Source organism: Bartonella occidentalis, assembly GCF_037070875.1.
GTDB lineage: Bacteria > Pseudomonadota > Alphaproteobacteria > Rhizobiales > Rhizobiaceae > Bartonella.
The window spans coordinates 16,398-31,678 of record NZ_JAYMZJ010000004.1 but is presented as its reverse complement, the minus strand read 5'-3'; the positions used below and the strand labels follow the sequence as shown (position 1 = coordinate 31,678).

Here is a 15,281-nt window from a genome sequence, read left to right as displayed (position 1 = left end):
TTGATCTTTTAAACAGGGGGGGGTGAATACTTTGAATATTGAAAATTATAATTGGAAAATCTTTGTAATATTTTTGAGCTAAAAGGATAAAATGACGATGATCAAATATCTGAAATGGGCAGCTTCCATCTTACTTGTTGCCATGAGTTTTGCGACATTTGCATGGAAAAGTGTAAACGCTGCCCCAACTGTAACTATTAATCATGTTTCAGGTACTACTTCTGTTCCAACTTCTCCTAAAAAGGTTGTTGTGTTCGACCTTGCATCACTTGACAACATGAAGCACCTTGGTATCGACGCAGTTGCCGGTGTTCCTGAAGGAAAAAAACCTATATACCTACAAGAATTTGATAACACACAATATGAAAAAATTGGCACTTTTTTTGAGCCAGATTATGAAAAAATTGCCGCCCTTCAACCCGATCTTATTATCATTTCTTCAAGAACTCAAACCAAGTATAAAGACTTATCCAAAATTGCTCCAACTATTGATTTAACAGTAAGAAACCAAAATTCTCTTGACGATATTGAACATAATGTGTCTATTCTTGGGAAAATTTTTGGCAAAGAAGAAGAAGCAAAAAAAGAAATAGCAAAACTCAAAGAAAATTTAGAAAAAGTTCGTAAAAGCACTCAAGGAAAAGGAACAGGTCTCATCTTGATGACCTCTGGTGGAAAAATAAGTGCTCTTGGACCCCAGTCGCGTTTTGACATTCTCCATTCCCAATTTGGGATTGCCCCTGCCACTGATAAATTGACCGTGCAAAAACATGGACAACTTATTTCTCCTGAATTTATTCTTGAAACCAATCCTGATTGGTTATTAGTCATTGATCGGGATGCAGCAATTGGACGAGAAGGACAATCTGCAGCACAACTGCTCAACAATGAGTTGGTTCAACGTACAACAGCTGGAAAAAAGGATCAAATCATTTATCTAGATTCTTGGAGCTGGTACAGAGCCAGTGGTGGTCTTACTGGACTCAATGAAGCAGCTGAACAAATTAGCGAGGCTTTTAATAAAAGTAAGTAAGTAATTGCATAAATTACTTGCGTGTTATAAAAATAAAATTTAGGAGTAGAGGCTTTTGATAAATATCCTCTACTTTTTTGTTAGGAAGTGATTCATCGTGAAGAATTACTGGATAGCCATAATAGTTCTCGCCTTGCTATCCACCCTTAGCATTTTTGTTGGCTATTCTGATGTAAGACCTTCTGACTTATTATCAAGAGATCCACATGCGTGGCTTATTTTTTGGCAAACACGTCTTCCCCGTACAATCTCAGTGCTTTTAGTAGGTGCATCGCTTGCTTTGTCTGGCATGATCATGCAATTGCTCACACGGAATCGCTTTGTTGAACCATCAACTGTTGGCACAGTTGAATCCGCATCGCTTGGTCTTCTTTTTATTATGATTTTTCTTCCTGACATACCTGTTTTAGGAAAAATGGCCATCGCTACAATTTTTGCCATAAGTGGTTCATTATTTTTTATGTTTTTATTGCGTCAAATTCCTTTAAAATCTGTCCTAATTGTACCACTCACAGGAATTATGCTGGGATATGTTATTGGCTCTTTAACCAATGCTATTGCCGATTATGAAATGCTACTTCCCTCCCTCCAATCCTACTTATTTGGCAGTTTTTCGATGATTCTCGATGGAAAATATGAACTTTTATGGCTATCTCTTCCTCTCTGCCTTCTTGCCTATTTTGCCGCCGATCGCTTTACAGTAGCTGGTTTGGGAGAAGATTTAACAGACAACCTTGGCCTCAATTATCGCACCGTCATGTTCTTTGGTCTTTTTATTGTTTCATCAATTACTTCCGTCGTTGTTTGTACAGTCGGTAAAATCCCCTTTGTCGGGCTTATTATTCCAAACCTTGTTTCAAATTTCATGGGTGACAATATGCGTTATACGGCTCCTTGGGTAGCCATTAGCGGTGCAGGACTCGTATTGATTTGTGATATCTTAGGACGAATACTTCACCCTTCTCTTGAAATTCCTATCAGCACCATAATGGGAATTATCGGTAGCTTTATTTTCATTATACTTCTTTTACGCTGGAGAAAACATCTTGGGTAAACAGAAAGCAACAACATGTATATTAGCGACACTTATTTTAATGGCATGCACTGTAATAAGCCTTTATATGACCTGGAATATCAATATTTATACATGGACATTTCGTTTTACGAAACTCGCTTCTCTTCTTCTCATTGCCTATACAATTTCTGTTTCTACTGTTTTATTTCAAACAGTTGTTAACAATCGTCTCCTCACCCCTTCTATCATGGGATTTGATCAACTCTATATTTTAATCAAAACTATTACGATCTATTTCCTTGGTTCCCTTTCCCTACCCTTCTTAAATGAAGGAGGACAATTGATTTTTGAAGCTCTTATTCTCATTATTTTTTCCATAAGCCTTTTTCGCTGGCTATTTTCAGATAACTTAAAAGAACTTCATTTAACATTATTGATTGGGATTATTTTAGGTGGATTTTTTTTCAGCTTACGCATGTTCATGCAATTACAACTAAATCCAGACCAAATGATGAATTTAACTGATATAATGTTTGCAAATTTTAACAAATTTAACACATCATTAATAGGTCTTGCCACTATCATTGTTTTAATCGTTAGTTTGATTGGTTGGCGCTTGCGTCATGTACTTGATATTCTTGCTTTAGGACGTGAAACCGCTCTCAATCTTGGAATTGATTATCACAAAAGCGCGACAGCTATTCTTATTTTTGTTTCAATCCTTGTATCCATTTCCACCGCACTTGTCGGACCTGTTACTTTTTTTGGGCTATTAGTTGCTAACCTTTCCTATGTGCTCTCCCCTCAAGCAAAACATAGCATTGTTATGCCGATTGCCATATTATTGTCTATTATTTGTTTAGTTGGCGGACAATTCATTTTAGAACAAATTTTCAATATGGCAGGACGATTAAGCTTTATTATTGAATTTTGTGGTGGAACCTCTTTCCTAATTCTATTGATGAAGGGAAAATTAAAATGATTGAAATCAACAATCTTTCCAAAGCTTATGGATCTAGATTGATTATCGATAATTTATGTCTTCATCTTCCCAAAGGAGGAATTATTTCTCTTATTGGCCCAAACGGTTCTGGGAAATCAACCCTTTTAATGATGATAAGACGCCTTCTCCCAAGTCATAAAGGCACAATTAACGTCGATGGTTTAGACATTTACAAAACACCACATGATATTTTAGCCCAAAAACTTTCACTTTTGCGTCAAGATAATCCGTTGTCTGTCCGTTTAACTGTCCACGACTTAGTAAGTTTTGGGCGCTACCCTTATTCTAAAGGTCGATATAACAACAAAGATAAACAATTTATTGAGAGTGCACTGCGATATCTCGGCTTAGAAGACTTAAAAGACCGTTTTTTGGATGAACTATCTGGGGGACAGCGACAACGGGCTTTCATAGCCATGGTCATTTGCCAAGATACTGACTATCTTCTGTTAGATGAACCATTAAATAATCTTGATATGAAACATTCTATTGCCATGATGAAGCAATTACGCCGCACAGCTGATGAGCTCAAAAAAACAATTCTTATTATCATGCATGATATTAATTTTGCATCATCATATTCCGATATGATCGTTGCACTAAAAAATGGTCAAGCAGCTTATTGTGGAACACCAAAAGAAATTATGCAGCCCAGAATCCTTAAAGATATTTATGATGTAGACATTCAGATCCAAACAATAAATGGCACACCAATCGCTCTTTATTACCAATGAATTCTTCTTGTTATCAAGGATTACAAAGATTCTTTTTTAAGTTGCGTACATCGCAAAATCTGCTAAAAATAACGAAACTTGCTTGCTGGGGAATAGTTTAATGGTAGAACAGCGGACTCTGACTCCGTCAATCTTGGTTCGAATCCAGGTTCCCCAGCCAGTTTCTCAATAAAGTTGACCATTCAAAGAAAATATTAAGCTTACTGTTTTATCAGGAAATTACTGTGAATTGTTTTAAAGATTTTTACCATTTCATTTCCAGCCACCTCTACTGCCCCATTGAAGCTGGCAAAATATTACATCTTTTTTTACATTAATTCAAACATACATCTATATGTTTTTGTAGAATCGCCATTTTTGCATCAGCTGCTATATATCACAATTCATTTCTCAAATCATAAGCCGATTTTTTAACAACCGCTAAATGATAAAGCACTCTATGGAATAAGCCAAATTATTTTTTCTAGTCATTTACTGCCTCCTCCATAAATAAATTTCATAACAAACAAGTATCGTATGGCTGCACTGGAAAATCAAAATATCGCTGTCACTAAAGAATTTTTAAACACCTATGGGAAACGCTGAAGTTACTTCATAAAGTATCATACACCCATTCAACATAATAAACTAAAAAACACTCTTTTTATAAAACTCTGAATGTCATATTATCATAAATCTCAGAAATATATGTGAAGATGGATGGTATAAAATATTAAGTGCATCTGCCACTCTTGATCAAAAATTAACAAACAGAATGGAAAAGTTAGTATTTGAACTGCAAGCACAATTTAATTATCAAAGTCTTATGTTTTATTTATTGATCAAAATGATATATTTGATACTATTACAAATGAAAACAATTTTTAACAATATGGATAATTCATATCAATGACTAAGACAGTATTGGCAGATTCTTAATTGATATATAATGTATTTTACATTGCAGAAAATACACCATTTTTTTATTTTACGGAATAGAAAAAACTTTCTATAATAGATCGAATATTCCCAAAATTTTTGCGATGGTAACACGATAAAGATTAGTGAGATTCTTCACCTTAGCTCTACGGAATCTTTGATTAAGCTAATCAAACGTTTGTATATAATTATCTCAGAATATCAAGCTTTGTAGAGATATTTTCTGTCACAATAATAACCTTCTAAAAGATAATATATCTGAAATTAATGTTTCCTATAAAATACAATATCATTTCAAAATCATTTTAAAATATTTTATAAAAAACATTTCAAATAATTCATTTTAGTATTTACAAAAAATACATAATGAAATAAAGCCAATCGGTACTTGCTCCATAAAAATGGAATGAGCATTAAGAGCATATCAACATTAAGAGCCTACTTATGTATAAGAAAAAATTTTTATTGTGTACAATTGCCGGAACTTTGATTTTCTCTCACTTTAGTTCAGCGTATGCAGAGACTACTCCCCTCATTTACTCCCCTAAAGTTGATGCTAGCGAGGGAGAGAAGACTGTAAGCAATGCCAATATCCGCGATAGAGTTGTTGCAGTCAATGCAAGTGGGCAACAATCATCTGCCATGATTGAAAACGCGACTATAACTTCGGAACTTCTTTTGTTTAGTGCGACAAAAGGTGCGCGAATTAATGCAAAAGCAATTACTGGCAAAACAATGACGACAGGGTTACAAATCGGAAATTCTACGATCAATCTTGAAGATTCCATTATCACTGTCAAAGGTAATCATGAAGGCTATGGTATCGTTTTCGAAAGCGGAGCGGTAGCCAAGAATAGTGAGGCAGTACTTACTAATTCAAAGATTTTTGTTAAAGATGGGATTGGTATTTTTGGAGCATCAGCAGGCGGTAACGTTAGACTGAAGAACTCAGAAATTCATGCTGATATGTTATTAAAAAACGTAAGTATGATGTTGATGCCTATTCCCTCTACTCTTACCTTGACTGCCGATCATTCGATTTTAAAAGGAAAAGCAAGAACATCGAAAGAAAAAACAACAATTCTTACTTTGAATAATGATAGTAAGTGGTTTGTAACAATCAGTGAAGGTGAAACAGATAATGATACCAATCTGTTTAACTATTTGCTACGTAGCCTTAATGACAGAGCTCATTCGAGTGTTTCAGTTTTGAATCTTAAAAACAGTTCTATCATATTTAACAAGCCGATAGATGATCAATATCAAACCTTAAGTGTAGGACGCTCGCAAAAAGCTGAAGAAAACTCCCTACCAGGTTTAAATCTGCAATTACCTGCTCTGCCATTGCCTGCAGCGGCAGCCCCCCAACAAGCTGAAGAAAACCCTCGAGAAAATGGAAATGAGCAGTCTAATGTAGAAGCTGTTTATAATGCAGTAGGCGATGCAAGAATTTATGCTAATCTTAAGTGGAGCAATGGTGCTGCAAAAGACCAACAAAAAGCTGATCGGTTTCTTGTTTATGGCGATGTATCAGGCACGACAACACTCTATTTAAATACTCCCTTTGAAAATAAAAAAACAAGTACAGACAATGCTATTCCTCTGAATACACGCGGTCTTTCTCTTGTACAAGTGTCTGGAAAAACAGATGAAAATGCCTTTAAATTAGCGAAAGGCTACGCCACAATGAGTGGTTTACCTTATAAGTATGTGCTCAGAGCCTATGGACCAACGTCAAGTCTTGGTAAAGCAAATGCGGAACAGAATGTCTTGGGAGAAGGTGATGATTTTTGGGATTTCCGCTTACAAAATGCATATCTTGATTCTGAAGCAAAAATTAAAGCTCTTGTCCCGCAAGTTGCTAGTTATTTGGTCATGCCTAGCGCTTTGTTTTCCGCTGGATTGGCTGATATAAATAATCAAAATACCCTATTAACCAATGTAATAGAGACAGAACATGACCCGAAAGAGAACAAAAAGCAAGGTGTCTTCGCGTCTGTTTATGGCAATAAAGTTACATTATCTTCTCACCGTGATCCACATCAATATGGTTACGGCGCTGATGTTCAATATACTGCGTTACAAGCAGGCGTCATGTTATCTGCACTAGAAGATAAAAATATTGCTATAAAATTTGGTCTTTTAGGAACATACGGAAAATTAGATTTTACCCCAAAGGATATGGAAAACTCTGGGAAAAGTATGTTTGATAAATGGTCACTCACCGCATATAGCAATATTCAACACAGTGATAGTATATATGTGAACGCATTCTTTTCTTATGGGACTTTGAATGGAAACATTACCACGGGTCTTACTGGAAATACTGCAAAAATAGATGACACTAAAATATTAAACGCATCAGCCACCATTGGCCAGAAATTGACAACCGGTGTTGAAGGGTTGGTCTTTGAACCACAAGCGCAGCTTATTTATCAGAATCTCATGCTTGATACCATAACAGATGTCGACGGCTTTGAAGTAAATATGGGCAAGCCGCATCAATGGTTAGTACGTGCTGGAGGACGATTGGTACATCATGTGCCTCAGAACGAGAAAGGCCGTACCGTTTCCTTCTATGGTAAATTAAATGCTCTTAAAGCATTTGGTGATGATGGCTCAATAAAGATTGGTGACACTTTTCACCGTGACTCTATGGGATCTTCGATTGAAGGTGGCATAGGAATCAATGCGCAATTATCTCAGACTCTAGAGCTTCGTGGTGATGTCAGTTATCAACATAAGCTCCAAAAAGCTGGCATATCTGGTGTTAATTTCTCTGGTATAATACGTTATCGTTTTTAAATATTTATTGAATAGCACCTTTTAAAACATATAAAATATCTAGAATAACTTGTTTTGAAATTTATAAGAATATATAATGTGTTGAAAGCATTTTGGTTTTTAGAAGGGGGGTGAATATTTTAGGAATATTTATATGAAAAAACATATCTTACTATGCACAGTTTCTGGGATTATTTTTTGTTCTTATTCGAGTCTGTCTTATGCCATCACAGTGAATGATACTATTGCTCCGTCTAAAACTGATTATAGATCTTATAAAGATTATACATTTACAGACCCTGCAGCTGCACTTAAAGCTGATCGCAGCCTTTTAAAATCTGTGTCTCAAAAATCTAAAAATAATAAGTCTGTAAGAGAACCTGAAAAAGTCAGTACTACAGTACCTTCTCCGTTTTCTACAGAAACATCAGACTCTTATTATACATATAAACCTTGGAACAATGATGCAGGCTCTTCAAACGATCGTTCCGCGATTTTAAGTGAAAAACCTGAAGGTACTACTCAGGAGACAGGAGGAGCTAAAAGTAGAAGGCGCCAGCTCCCCTCTTTAACTGAATCATCTTCCATTGAAAAATTGCCTTCACTTGACAACCTAAGTGCTAATCCTAATAAGCAACCGCCTGTCCCTAGCAAACCAAGCGCTCGCCCTGAACAACAATCACCTGTAGCTGGAAATCCAGGCGCTCGTTCTGAGCAGCAACCGCCTGTACCTAGAAAGCCAGCAGATTCTGTACAGGTGGTAGATTCTCAATATCAATCTGCAATTGATGTTCGTGATGGTACAGTTGTAACACGTAATAATGTTAAAATTAATGATAGAATTTCTGCTGTAAATGCACATGGAAAAGGTTCTGTAGTCAAAATAATGGAAGGCGATATTACTTCAGACTTCATTGCATTAAGTGCAAATAATGGAGGAACTATTGATGGGACAGACCTTACTGTGAAAGCAGTAACTGTGGGTTTGCTCAATACAGGCGGTACTATCAAACTTAATAATTCAACTGTAACTGTTACGGGTGATCATGAAGCCTATGGTATAGCTTTTGAGAAAAATTCTTTTGCCTACAGAAATCCAAATATAGGTAATGATGCTGATAACCATCCTATCCTAGGAAACATTCCCAATACCGTAATATTGACTAATACGACGGTTTCTGTTCCCAATGGTATTGGTATTTATGCACCGCAACAGACAATTAATACTATAAAACTCATGAATTCAAAAATCAGCGGTGATATCTTAGCAAAAAGTGATGAAGGTAATAAAAAATTTCCACATAGTCTTGTGTTAGTTGCCGATAGTTCTTTCTTAGAAGGCCAAACAAAAATGTTAGGAGAGAGCGGGATATTTTTTGATCTAAATCATAACACAAGATGGTTTTTGAAAACTAATAACAATCCAAAGCTTAATGATTATGGTCGCTCTGACCATTTGTTATTGGGTGTTAATGAAAGATCATATTCGAGCCTTTTTGCGCTGAGTCTTAGCGATAGCTCTATTGTGTTTGATAAGCCAACAGATGGGATTTATCAAACCCTGCATGTAGGGTTTAACACACTTCATCCTGATCTGCGGCAAGAAAATGGGGATCCTATGATAGCCTATAATGCACAAGGTAAAGCTGAAATTTATTTACACTCTCAGTTGAGCCATAATCTGCCAATAGACAAACAGAAAACCGATCGGCTATTATTCTCTGGCAGTGTATCAGGTAAGACTATAGTCCACGTTGACCTTTCTCAAGATAAGGGAACAACAAACAGCGATTTTGTTTGGGAAAAAGCAATGGCTTCTATCCCTATTGCAAGACATGGGATTTCGCTTATTCAAGTTAATGGAAAAGCTGAGAAAGACTCATTCAGGTTGCCAGGAGACTATACGACAATGAGTGGCTCACCTTATAAATATATTTTAAGAGCCTATGAACCAGGTAAATCTGATGTTAGCCAGAATCTTCTGAATGTAAACAACGATGGCTTCTGGGATTTCCGATTACAAAATGAATATGTTGATGGCGATAAAAATGTTAGAGCGCTCTTGCCACAGGTAGCAAATTATTTAGTTATGCCAGGTGCTTTATTTTCTGCCGGATTCTCTGATATTAACAACAAAAACGTATTGATAGATACTATACGAATAAAAATGTTTGAATCAGAGGATAAGAAAAGTAAAGGGATCTTTGTATCTTCCTATGGTAATAAACTTACATTATCTTCTAGCCGCGATCCAAAGCAATATGGTTATGATGCTGATGTGAATTATAAAGCTATACAAGTAGGCACTGTATTGGCCGCATTAGAAGGAACAGATATTACTACCGATTTTGGTCTTTTAGGAACATACGGAAAGTTGACTTTTACTCCAAAAGGGATGAAAGATTCTGAAAAGACAATGTTGGATAAATGGTCAATCACAGCATATAGTGGTCTTAAGCATAGCAATGGTTTGTATGTAAATGCTTTTCTTTCATATGGAACTTTGAAAGGAGATATTACTGCTCCTCTGATCAAAGGTAAAACAGAATTGAAAGGCACGGGAATGTTAAGTGCATCTGCTACAATTGGTCAAAAATTAGAGACCAATATTAAAGAGTTAGTCTTTGAACCACAAGCACAGCTTGCTTATCAAAATCTTATGTTCAAGACCCTCTCAGATGCTGAAGGCTTTGAAGTGGATATGAAGAATCCTCATCAATGGTTAATACGTGTTGGCGGACGTTTAACACGAAGCGTGCTTATCGCTGAAGAAGGTCGTAGTGTATCTTTCTATGGAAAGCTGAATGTTCTTAGAGCTTTTGGTGACGGTAAAACGATACGCATTGGTGATACGTTTCATACTGACTCTATAGGATCATCAATTGAGGGCGGGATCGGTGTTAACGCCTATTTATCTCAGAATGTTGCATTTTATGGGGATGTTAGCTATCAGCATAAACTCCAAAAAGCTGGTGTATCTGGAACAAATCTTTCCGGTGGAATACGCTACCATTTTTAAAACCAATAAAGCATAATTTTACTAAAAAGGCAGCACGATGTGCTGTCTTTTTCTTTTAGAGAAGTCTATACTTTTCAGAAAAGACTTTTATAAAAAGCCGTTATAAGAATTATCATTAACCAAGTACAAAATTGATAAAAATTCCACACGGTATAATAACCAAAGAAATCTCTACTCAACTTGACAAAAGATCATGATATTATGAGATCTTTTATTTATCCAGAGTGATAATTTAAAATCACATATTTAATTTAATTGTGTGTTCAAACACCCATTCTTTTATCATAATGACATGTAAATAAACCCAAAAAGATTTTTCCATAAAACTACAACATTATTTGATATAAAAAAGATGTAAAAAGACCCCTCCTCCATTAATGAAAAATGAAAATAAGAAGACATAACCTCTTTCTTTCCAGAGGCATCTCTCTTAAAATCAAGGAGAAATCTTTCCTCAACGTTAGATCGAACTTTATACGAAGCGCTTGATATAAAAACAGACCGCACCAAACACATCTAGCTCCACAGAAGTCATACTCATGGCTTCAAAAAACTAAAATTGGCTAGATCACCAGTTCCATCTGACTCTTTTGCACGCGTAGAAATTTGCAAAGCTTGCGAAAGATCATTTACTGCATCCAAGTATGTTTGAAGAAACTCACTGTTTCGATGTAATTTTTCCTGTAAATCCGATAACAAGCTTTCTATTTCATGCTCAATATCTTGATTCATGTAACGCTTGACATCACTCATAGATTTATTAAGATCGCGCAGACCACGTATTTTGCATAAATTTATTTCTGCATAATCTGGAACACCGTTTCTCTCGAGCATAGAGCTTTCATAATCGATCACTTGAGATAACCCTTTGACTGCGGTTACAAATTTTGTCATCGCCCACTCACGACAAATATGGTCGTTATCAAGAACTTTTGCTTTTGATTCAATCATTTTTATTCCCCCTTCAACAATATTATTTTAATGGTTTTGAAACTGAAAATGATCAAGTAGCTTCTCTCGATATCGACGTACGAAATTAAATTCATTGTACGAATAATTACATCGACGATAGTACAAGAATCCCTAAAAGTTCAAATCTGTTCAGCTTACTTATATGAAACAAGTTTCTCTTTTGCTAAAGAACATGCAAACCCCACTAGGATAAGACCAATTCTATAAAATGCTAAAAACCCTCACATTCATAGACAGTGAACATCACATCCTTAACAAAAACTGACAGCACATAGAACTGTAAAGATTAGCTTGTTGCCCATCTTTCTTCTAGCTTCATATGCACCTAGTGCTACACACACCGTGTCTCAACAGTTAGTTCGCACTAATACAGAAAGATCCATCCTCCTTCGTGTCGGCTGCCCACACACGACTCTAAACAAAACAACCGTTATAAAAATACTCTTTTAAAATAGATCGACTCCTGTAGCCTTCTCTTTTTAAATGACTATCCGCTTTTCTTTGCAATTATAGGGAAATGGTACAAGATTTTTTTTACCATTTCAAGCATTCATTAAAAAAGCATAAAGCTTGTGATTATTCAATAGAGAATAGACTGTTAGACTCATATCTCTACAGAGACTCTCACCGTTTTGTTGACAATGTAATCTTCTAATATACTCGCATATAATCAAATAAATTAAATTTTTATTGCTAAAGCGACATCTTTTTATTTAATTCTGCTTGAAAACAAAACTTTCTAAAAGTCGAAGTCCCTCTGTCTATCGCTTCTAATAAAGTCAGCTCAGCCTTCCAACATTTAGACATCAGCCTATACCACATGATTTTCTCCCGCTAAACAGCAATACTTAAATACCCTTTTACAAAAAGCAACGTTATACAATTTTTATTTTTTATTATGCAAAATCAATTAGCAAATTAATATGAAAAAGGCTTTTTTGTATAAAATCTGCATACTTAAAAAAATACAACACAATAGTCTTCTTCACTTCCCTTATAAGATGCAACACAAATGCCCACCAATTCTTCGTAGGATAGAAAAGTCATTTTAGGCTTGCCGAATATCTTGTATCAGCGTATATTACAGACTGTAATATTGTGTGATCCATAAATCGCTCCTACAAAAAACAAAAAGAGGTTCTTATGGCTGATCTCATAAAGACTGCTATGCTTTATTCAATGTTGATTATCACAATCAATGTAGCTGTTGTTTTAGCATTCGTAATAGATACGTAATTTCTATGATCTGCACAAATTTTGCAGATAAATCAGACACCGATTCCAAGTGTCAGGAGTAAGGTGTGCGTTCATTTTTATTTTTTTGATAAATAAACCTCTACGAGATTTTTTGGCGTCTCCATACCACTTCTATCGTATCAAATTTCCCTCATTTCACTCCTCAAACAGAAAAAACAGAAGCTCCTTTTGATGACTTACGTAGAAAAAATCCACTGCCTAAGATTGTGTCGTTTACCAATGTGTTTTTCAAATCTCTGTTCATAAGCTATCAAGAGAAGCGACTATAAAAATCTTTTTCACTTTTCTTTAGCCTACTATTCACCATATGAACTGTCGTCAATGTACCCTACAGATAAAATAAGATTTTTTATTTCCGCAAAAAAACGCTAATATAGGAACAAAATTTTTATTCCTATCAATTAATATTTACTTTCTCATGGTAATACAGCAGGTATTATGACGACATGCAGGTCTCAGATTTACTGGATCCAATGATTTTAATAATAAATTCAATAGACAATATTATTGCAATTATAGCACAATATAAAACATCACACACTTGCTAGAGCTTGATCTTGATAACACCAGGAAGATCACTCCAGCCAATTGAAATTTATGATCTCACATTACTTTTTATATTTCATACTTTTCCATATTTTTTTGAAAGCAATTCACGCACCTCATCTGCTATTTTTGTTCCGCGGCTTGCGCAACTTGTCTTAATTAAACGATGCAAACTTTCCGGCACATCAATTGTAAGGCGCTTCATACGTTCATCCTGATGATCCCCACGATCTTCCACCCATGCATCAGCTGTTGCAGGAATTGATTTATTAGTTGGCTTTGTCCCAATTTTAATCTTTTTACTCATCGTGCTAATTCCTTTACCTCAGCAGCAACAGCTTCAATCTCTGCTGCGGCTGGTCCTTCCTGATCAATTTCATAGACTGCCTTTCCCTGTGCTGCAGCTTCTGCAAAAATTACACGCTGTGCAACACTAGAAGAAAGAACACGCATGGAATACACTGAAAGAGCTTCCCCGACATCACGCCCTATTGCTGTATTTACTATTTTACGATTAATCACAAAAACAGATTTCAGATTTTCTTTATATACACGAGCCTCATCAATAAGCTTTACAATTCCATCGGCTGCCCAAATATCATAGGGACTAGGCTGAACTGGAATAAGTACTAAATCCGAAGCCATAATAGCACTGCGTGCAAGATCAGTCACACGTGGAGGGCCATCAATAAAGATATGATCGTAACCATCACCAATCTGTGCAATCTCTTTATGAACTGTTGCCCGTGGCAAACCAACAACTGGAAACAAGGGATCATCTTCACGAGCAGCAGCCCAATCCAAGGCACTGCCTTGCGGGTCTGTATCAATAAACAAAACACGTGCTCCAGCGCGCGCAAAACTGGCAGCGAGATTAACACTCAACGTGGTTTTTCCAACACCACCCTTTTGATTCAATAGTCCAATTATCATTAATTACGCCTTTCAGCTTTATCGTTTTTACGTTTATACAGAAAACAATAAAGCACACAAGCATCTTATAAATTTAAAACAATTGCTCTCTTCTGTTCCTCAATTAAAATACGCTACAGACACAATAATCTCTCTTAAATGCTTTGGTGAAAATATGTTCACTTTGTTTACAACCCAATACAAGCGCCAAAACGAAAGAGCAGCTCTCTACTTGCATGAAATATACAAGCCATTATCAAATCTGTGAATTTAAGACCTCAATTCTCTCCCCCCTTAAAAGAATCTTTAACAAAAAGCCTAGAAAAATATTCTCAGATTGAGGATTCCCTTTTCAAGATCCTCGTCAGCACAATAACTGCCGTTAATAAACTTTTCCCCAAAATAATCGCATAAATGTATCAGATGATATCATCATACCCAAATAGAAAAGATTATTGATAGAAATCGTTACGCTATAAACAGAATACTTAACATACTTTATGTCATGCACTTTTTCCAACTGAGTTATTTTACTCGACAAGTAAAACATCTTTGTTAAAACATTGCCCCTTAAAATCTTCTCTTTATACTTTCCTTTCAATGTGCCAATAAAGGAATATTGTAAAGAATACCATTGGGGATGAGCAAAAATGAACTTGCAACAAATTGAACCTCATATTTTCATCAGTGGCCAAATTAGCGTCGAAGATATAGAATCATTAGCAAAATCGGGCTTTAAAACGATTATTTGCAACCGACCTGATCAAGAAGATATCCATCAACCTGATTTTTCGATTATCAAGGCAACAGCGCAAAAATATGGAATAAAGGCCTATCATATTCCGATTGTTACCTCCTGCTATAAACAAACAGATGTTGCAGCCATGAAAAAAGTTTTAGAAACGGCATCTCTTCCCCTTGTATCTTATTGCCGTTCTGGAGGACGCTCGATGCATCTTTATCGTTTAGCACGCCTTTATTAATCACCTATTTTAATTGATTAGAAAGAAACAGACGATAAATTTCTAAGCTGCGAAACACCAGATTGTAAAAAGGTAAAGATAATGCCAAAATCAGATCTTAAAATC

The 15,281-nt window shown here is 35.8% G+C and carries 10 protein-coding genes and 1 tRNA gene; 8 read left to right on the top strand and 3 right to left on the bottom strand.

The features are described from left to right. Window positions 1-97 precede the first annotated feature (97 nt). From WCP78_RS05980 to WCP78_RS05950, 7 genes are all read left to right on the top strand, one after another. Complete coding sequence (locus WCP78_RS05980) at window positions 98-1,033, top strand: siderophore ABC transporter substrate-binding protein (protein ID WP_336279624.1); 936 nt, start codon at window positions 98-100, stop codon at window positions 1,031-1,033. Window positions 1,034-1,130: 97 nt separating this feature from the next. Then, window positions 1,131-2,087 (top strand): ABC transporter permease, encoded by a 957-nt coding sequence (locus WCP78_RS05975; protein ID WP_336279597.1) that lies wholly within the window; start codon window positions 1,131-1,133, stop codon window positions 2,085-2,087. Continuing rightward, window positions 2,080-3,030, top strand: coding sequence for an iron chelate uptake ABC transporter family permease subunit (locus tag WCP78_RS05970; protein ID WP_336279596.1), 951 nt, complete (start codon window positions 2,080-2,082; stop codon window positions 3,028-3,030). The genes WCP78_RS05975 and WCP78_RS05970 overlap by 8 nt, the downstream gene beginning before the upstream one ends. Next, window positions 3,027-3,785 (top strand): iron ABC transporter ATP-binding protein, encoded by a 759-nt coding sequence (locus WCP78_RS05965; protein WP_336279595.1) that lies wholly within the window; start codon window positions 3,027-3,029, stop codon window positions 3,783-3,785. Before WCP78_RS05970 ends, WCP78_RS05965 begins: the two co-directional genes overlap by 4 nt. Before the next feature lie 86 nt (window positions 3,786-3,871). Beyond that, window positions 3,872-3,945, top strand: a tRNA-Gln gene (locus WCP78_RS05960). Window positions 3,946-5,147: 1,202 nt separating this feature from the next. After that, a complete protein-coding gene (locus tag WCP78_RS05955; RefSeq protein ID WP_336279594.1) occupies window positions 5,148-7,508 on the top strand; it encodes an autotransporter outer membrane beta-barrel domain-containing protein in 2,361 nt (786 codons plus the stop codon). A 133-nt stretch (window positions 7,509-7,641) separates the two neighbouring features. Then, window positions 7,642-10,506 (top strand): autotransporter outer membrane beta-barrel domain-containing protein, encoded by a 2,865-nt coding sequence (locus tag WCP78_RS05950; protein WP_336279593.1) that lies wholly within the window; start codon window positions 7,642-7,644, stop codon window positions 10,504-10,506. A 537-nt stretch (window positions 10,507-11,043) separates the two neighbouring features. Here WCP78_RS05950 and WCP78_RS05945 read toward each other — a convergent pair. The 3 genes from WCP78_RS05945 to parA all read right to left on the bottom strand — a co-directional run bounded on the left by WCP78_RS05945 (window position 11,044) and on the right by parA (window position 14,214). Then, window positions 11,044-11,457, bottom strand: coding sequence for a flagellar protein FlgN (locus tag WCP78_RS05945; RefSeq protein WP_336279592.1), 414 nt, complete (start codon window positions 11,455-11,457; stop codon window positions 11,044-11,046). Window positions 11,458-13,357: 1,900 nt separating this feature from the next. Further along, complete coding sequence (locus WCP78_RS05940; protein WP_336279591.1) at window positions 13,358-13,588, bottom strand: hypothetical protein; 231 nt, start codon at window positions 13,586-13,588, stop codon at window positions 13,358-13,360. Next, window positions 13,585-14,214: a ParA family partition ATPase gene (gene parA / locus WCP78_RS05935; protein WP_336279590.1), complete on the bottom strand. Its 630-nt coding sequence runs from the start codon at window positions 14,212-14,214 to the stop codon at window positions 13,585-13,587. The genes WCP78_RS05940 and parA overlap by 4 nt, the downstream gene beginning before the upstream one ends. Before the next feature lie 629 nt (window positions 14,215-14,843). On the opposite strand from parA, the gene WCP78_RS05930 reads away from it, so the two are divergent. After that, window positions 14,844-15,176: a protein tyrosine phosphatase family protein gene (locus WCP78_RS05930; RefSeq protein ID WP_336279589.1), complete on the top strand. Its 333-nt coding sequence runs from the start codon at window positions 14,844-14,846 to the stop codon at window positions 15,174-15,176. Window positions 15,177-15,281: the final 105 nt, after the last annotated feature.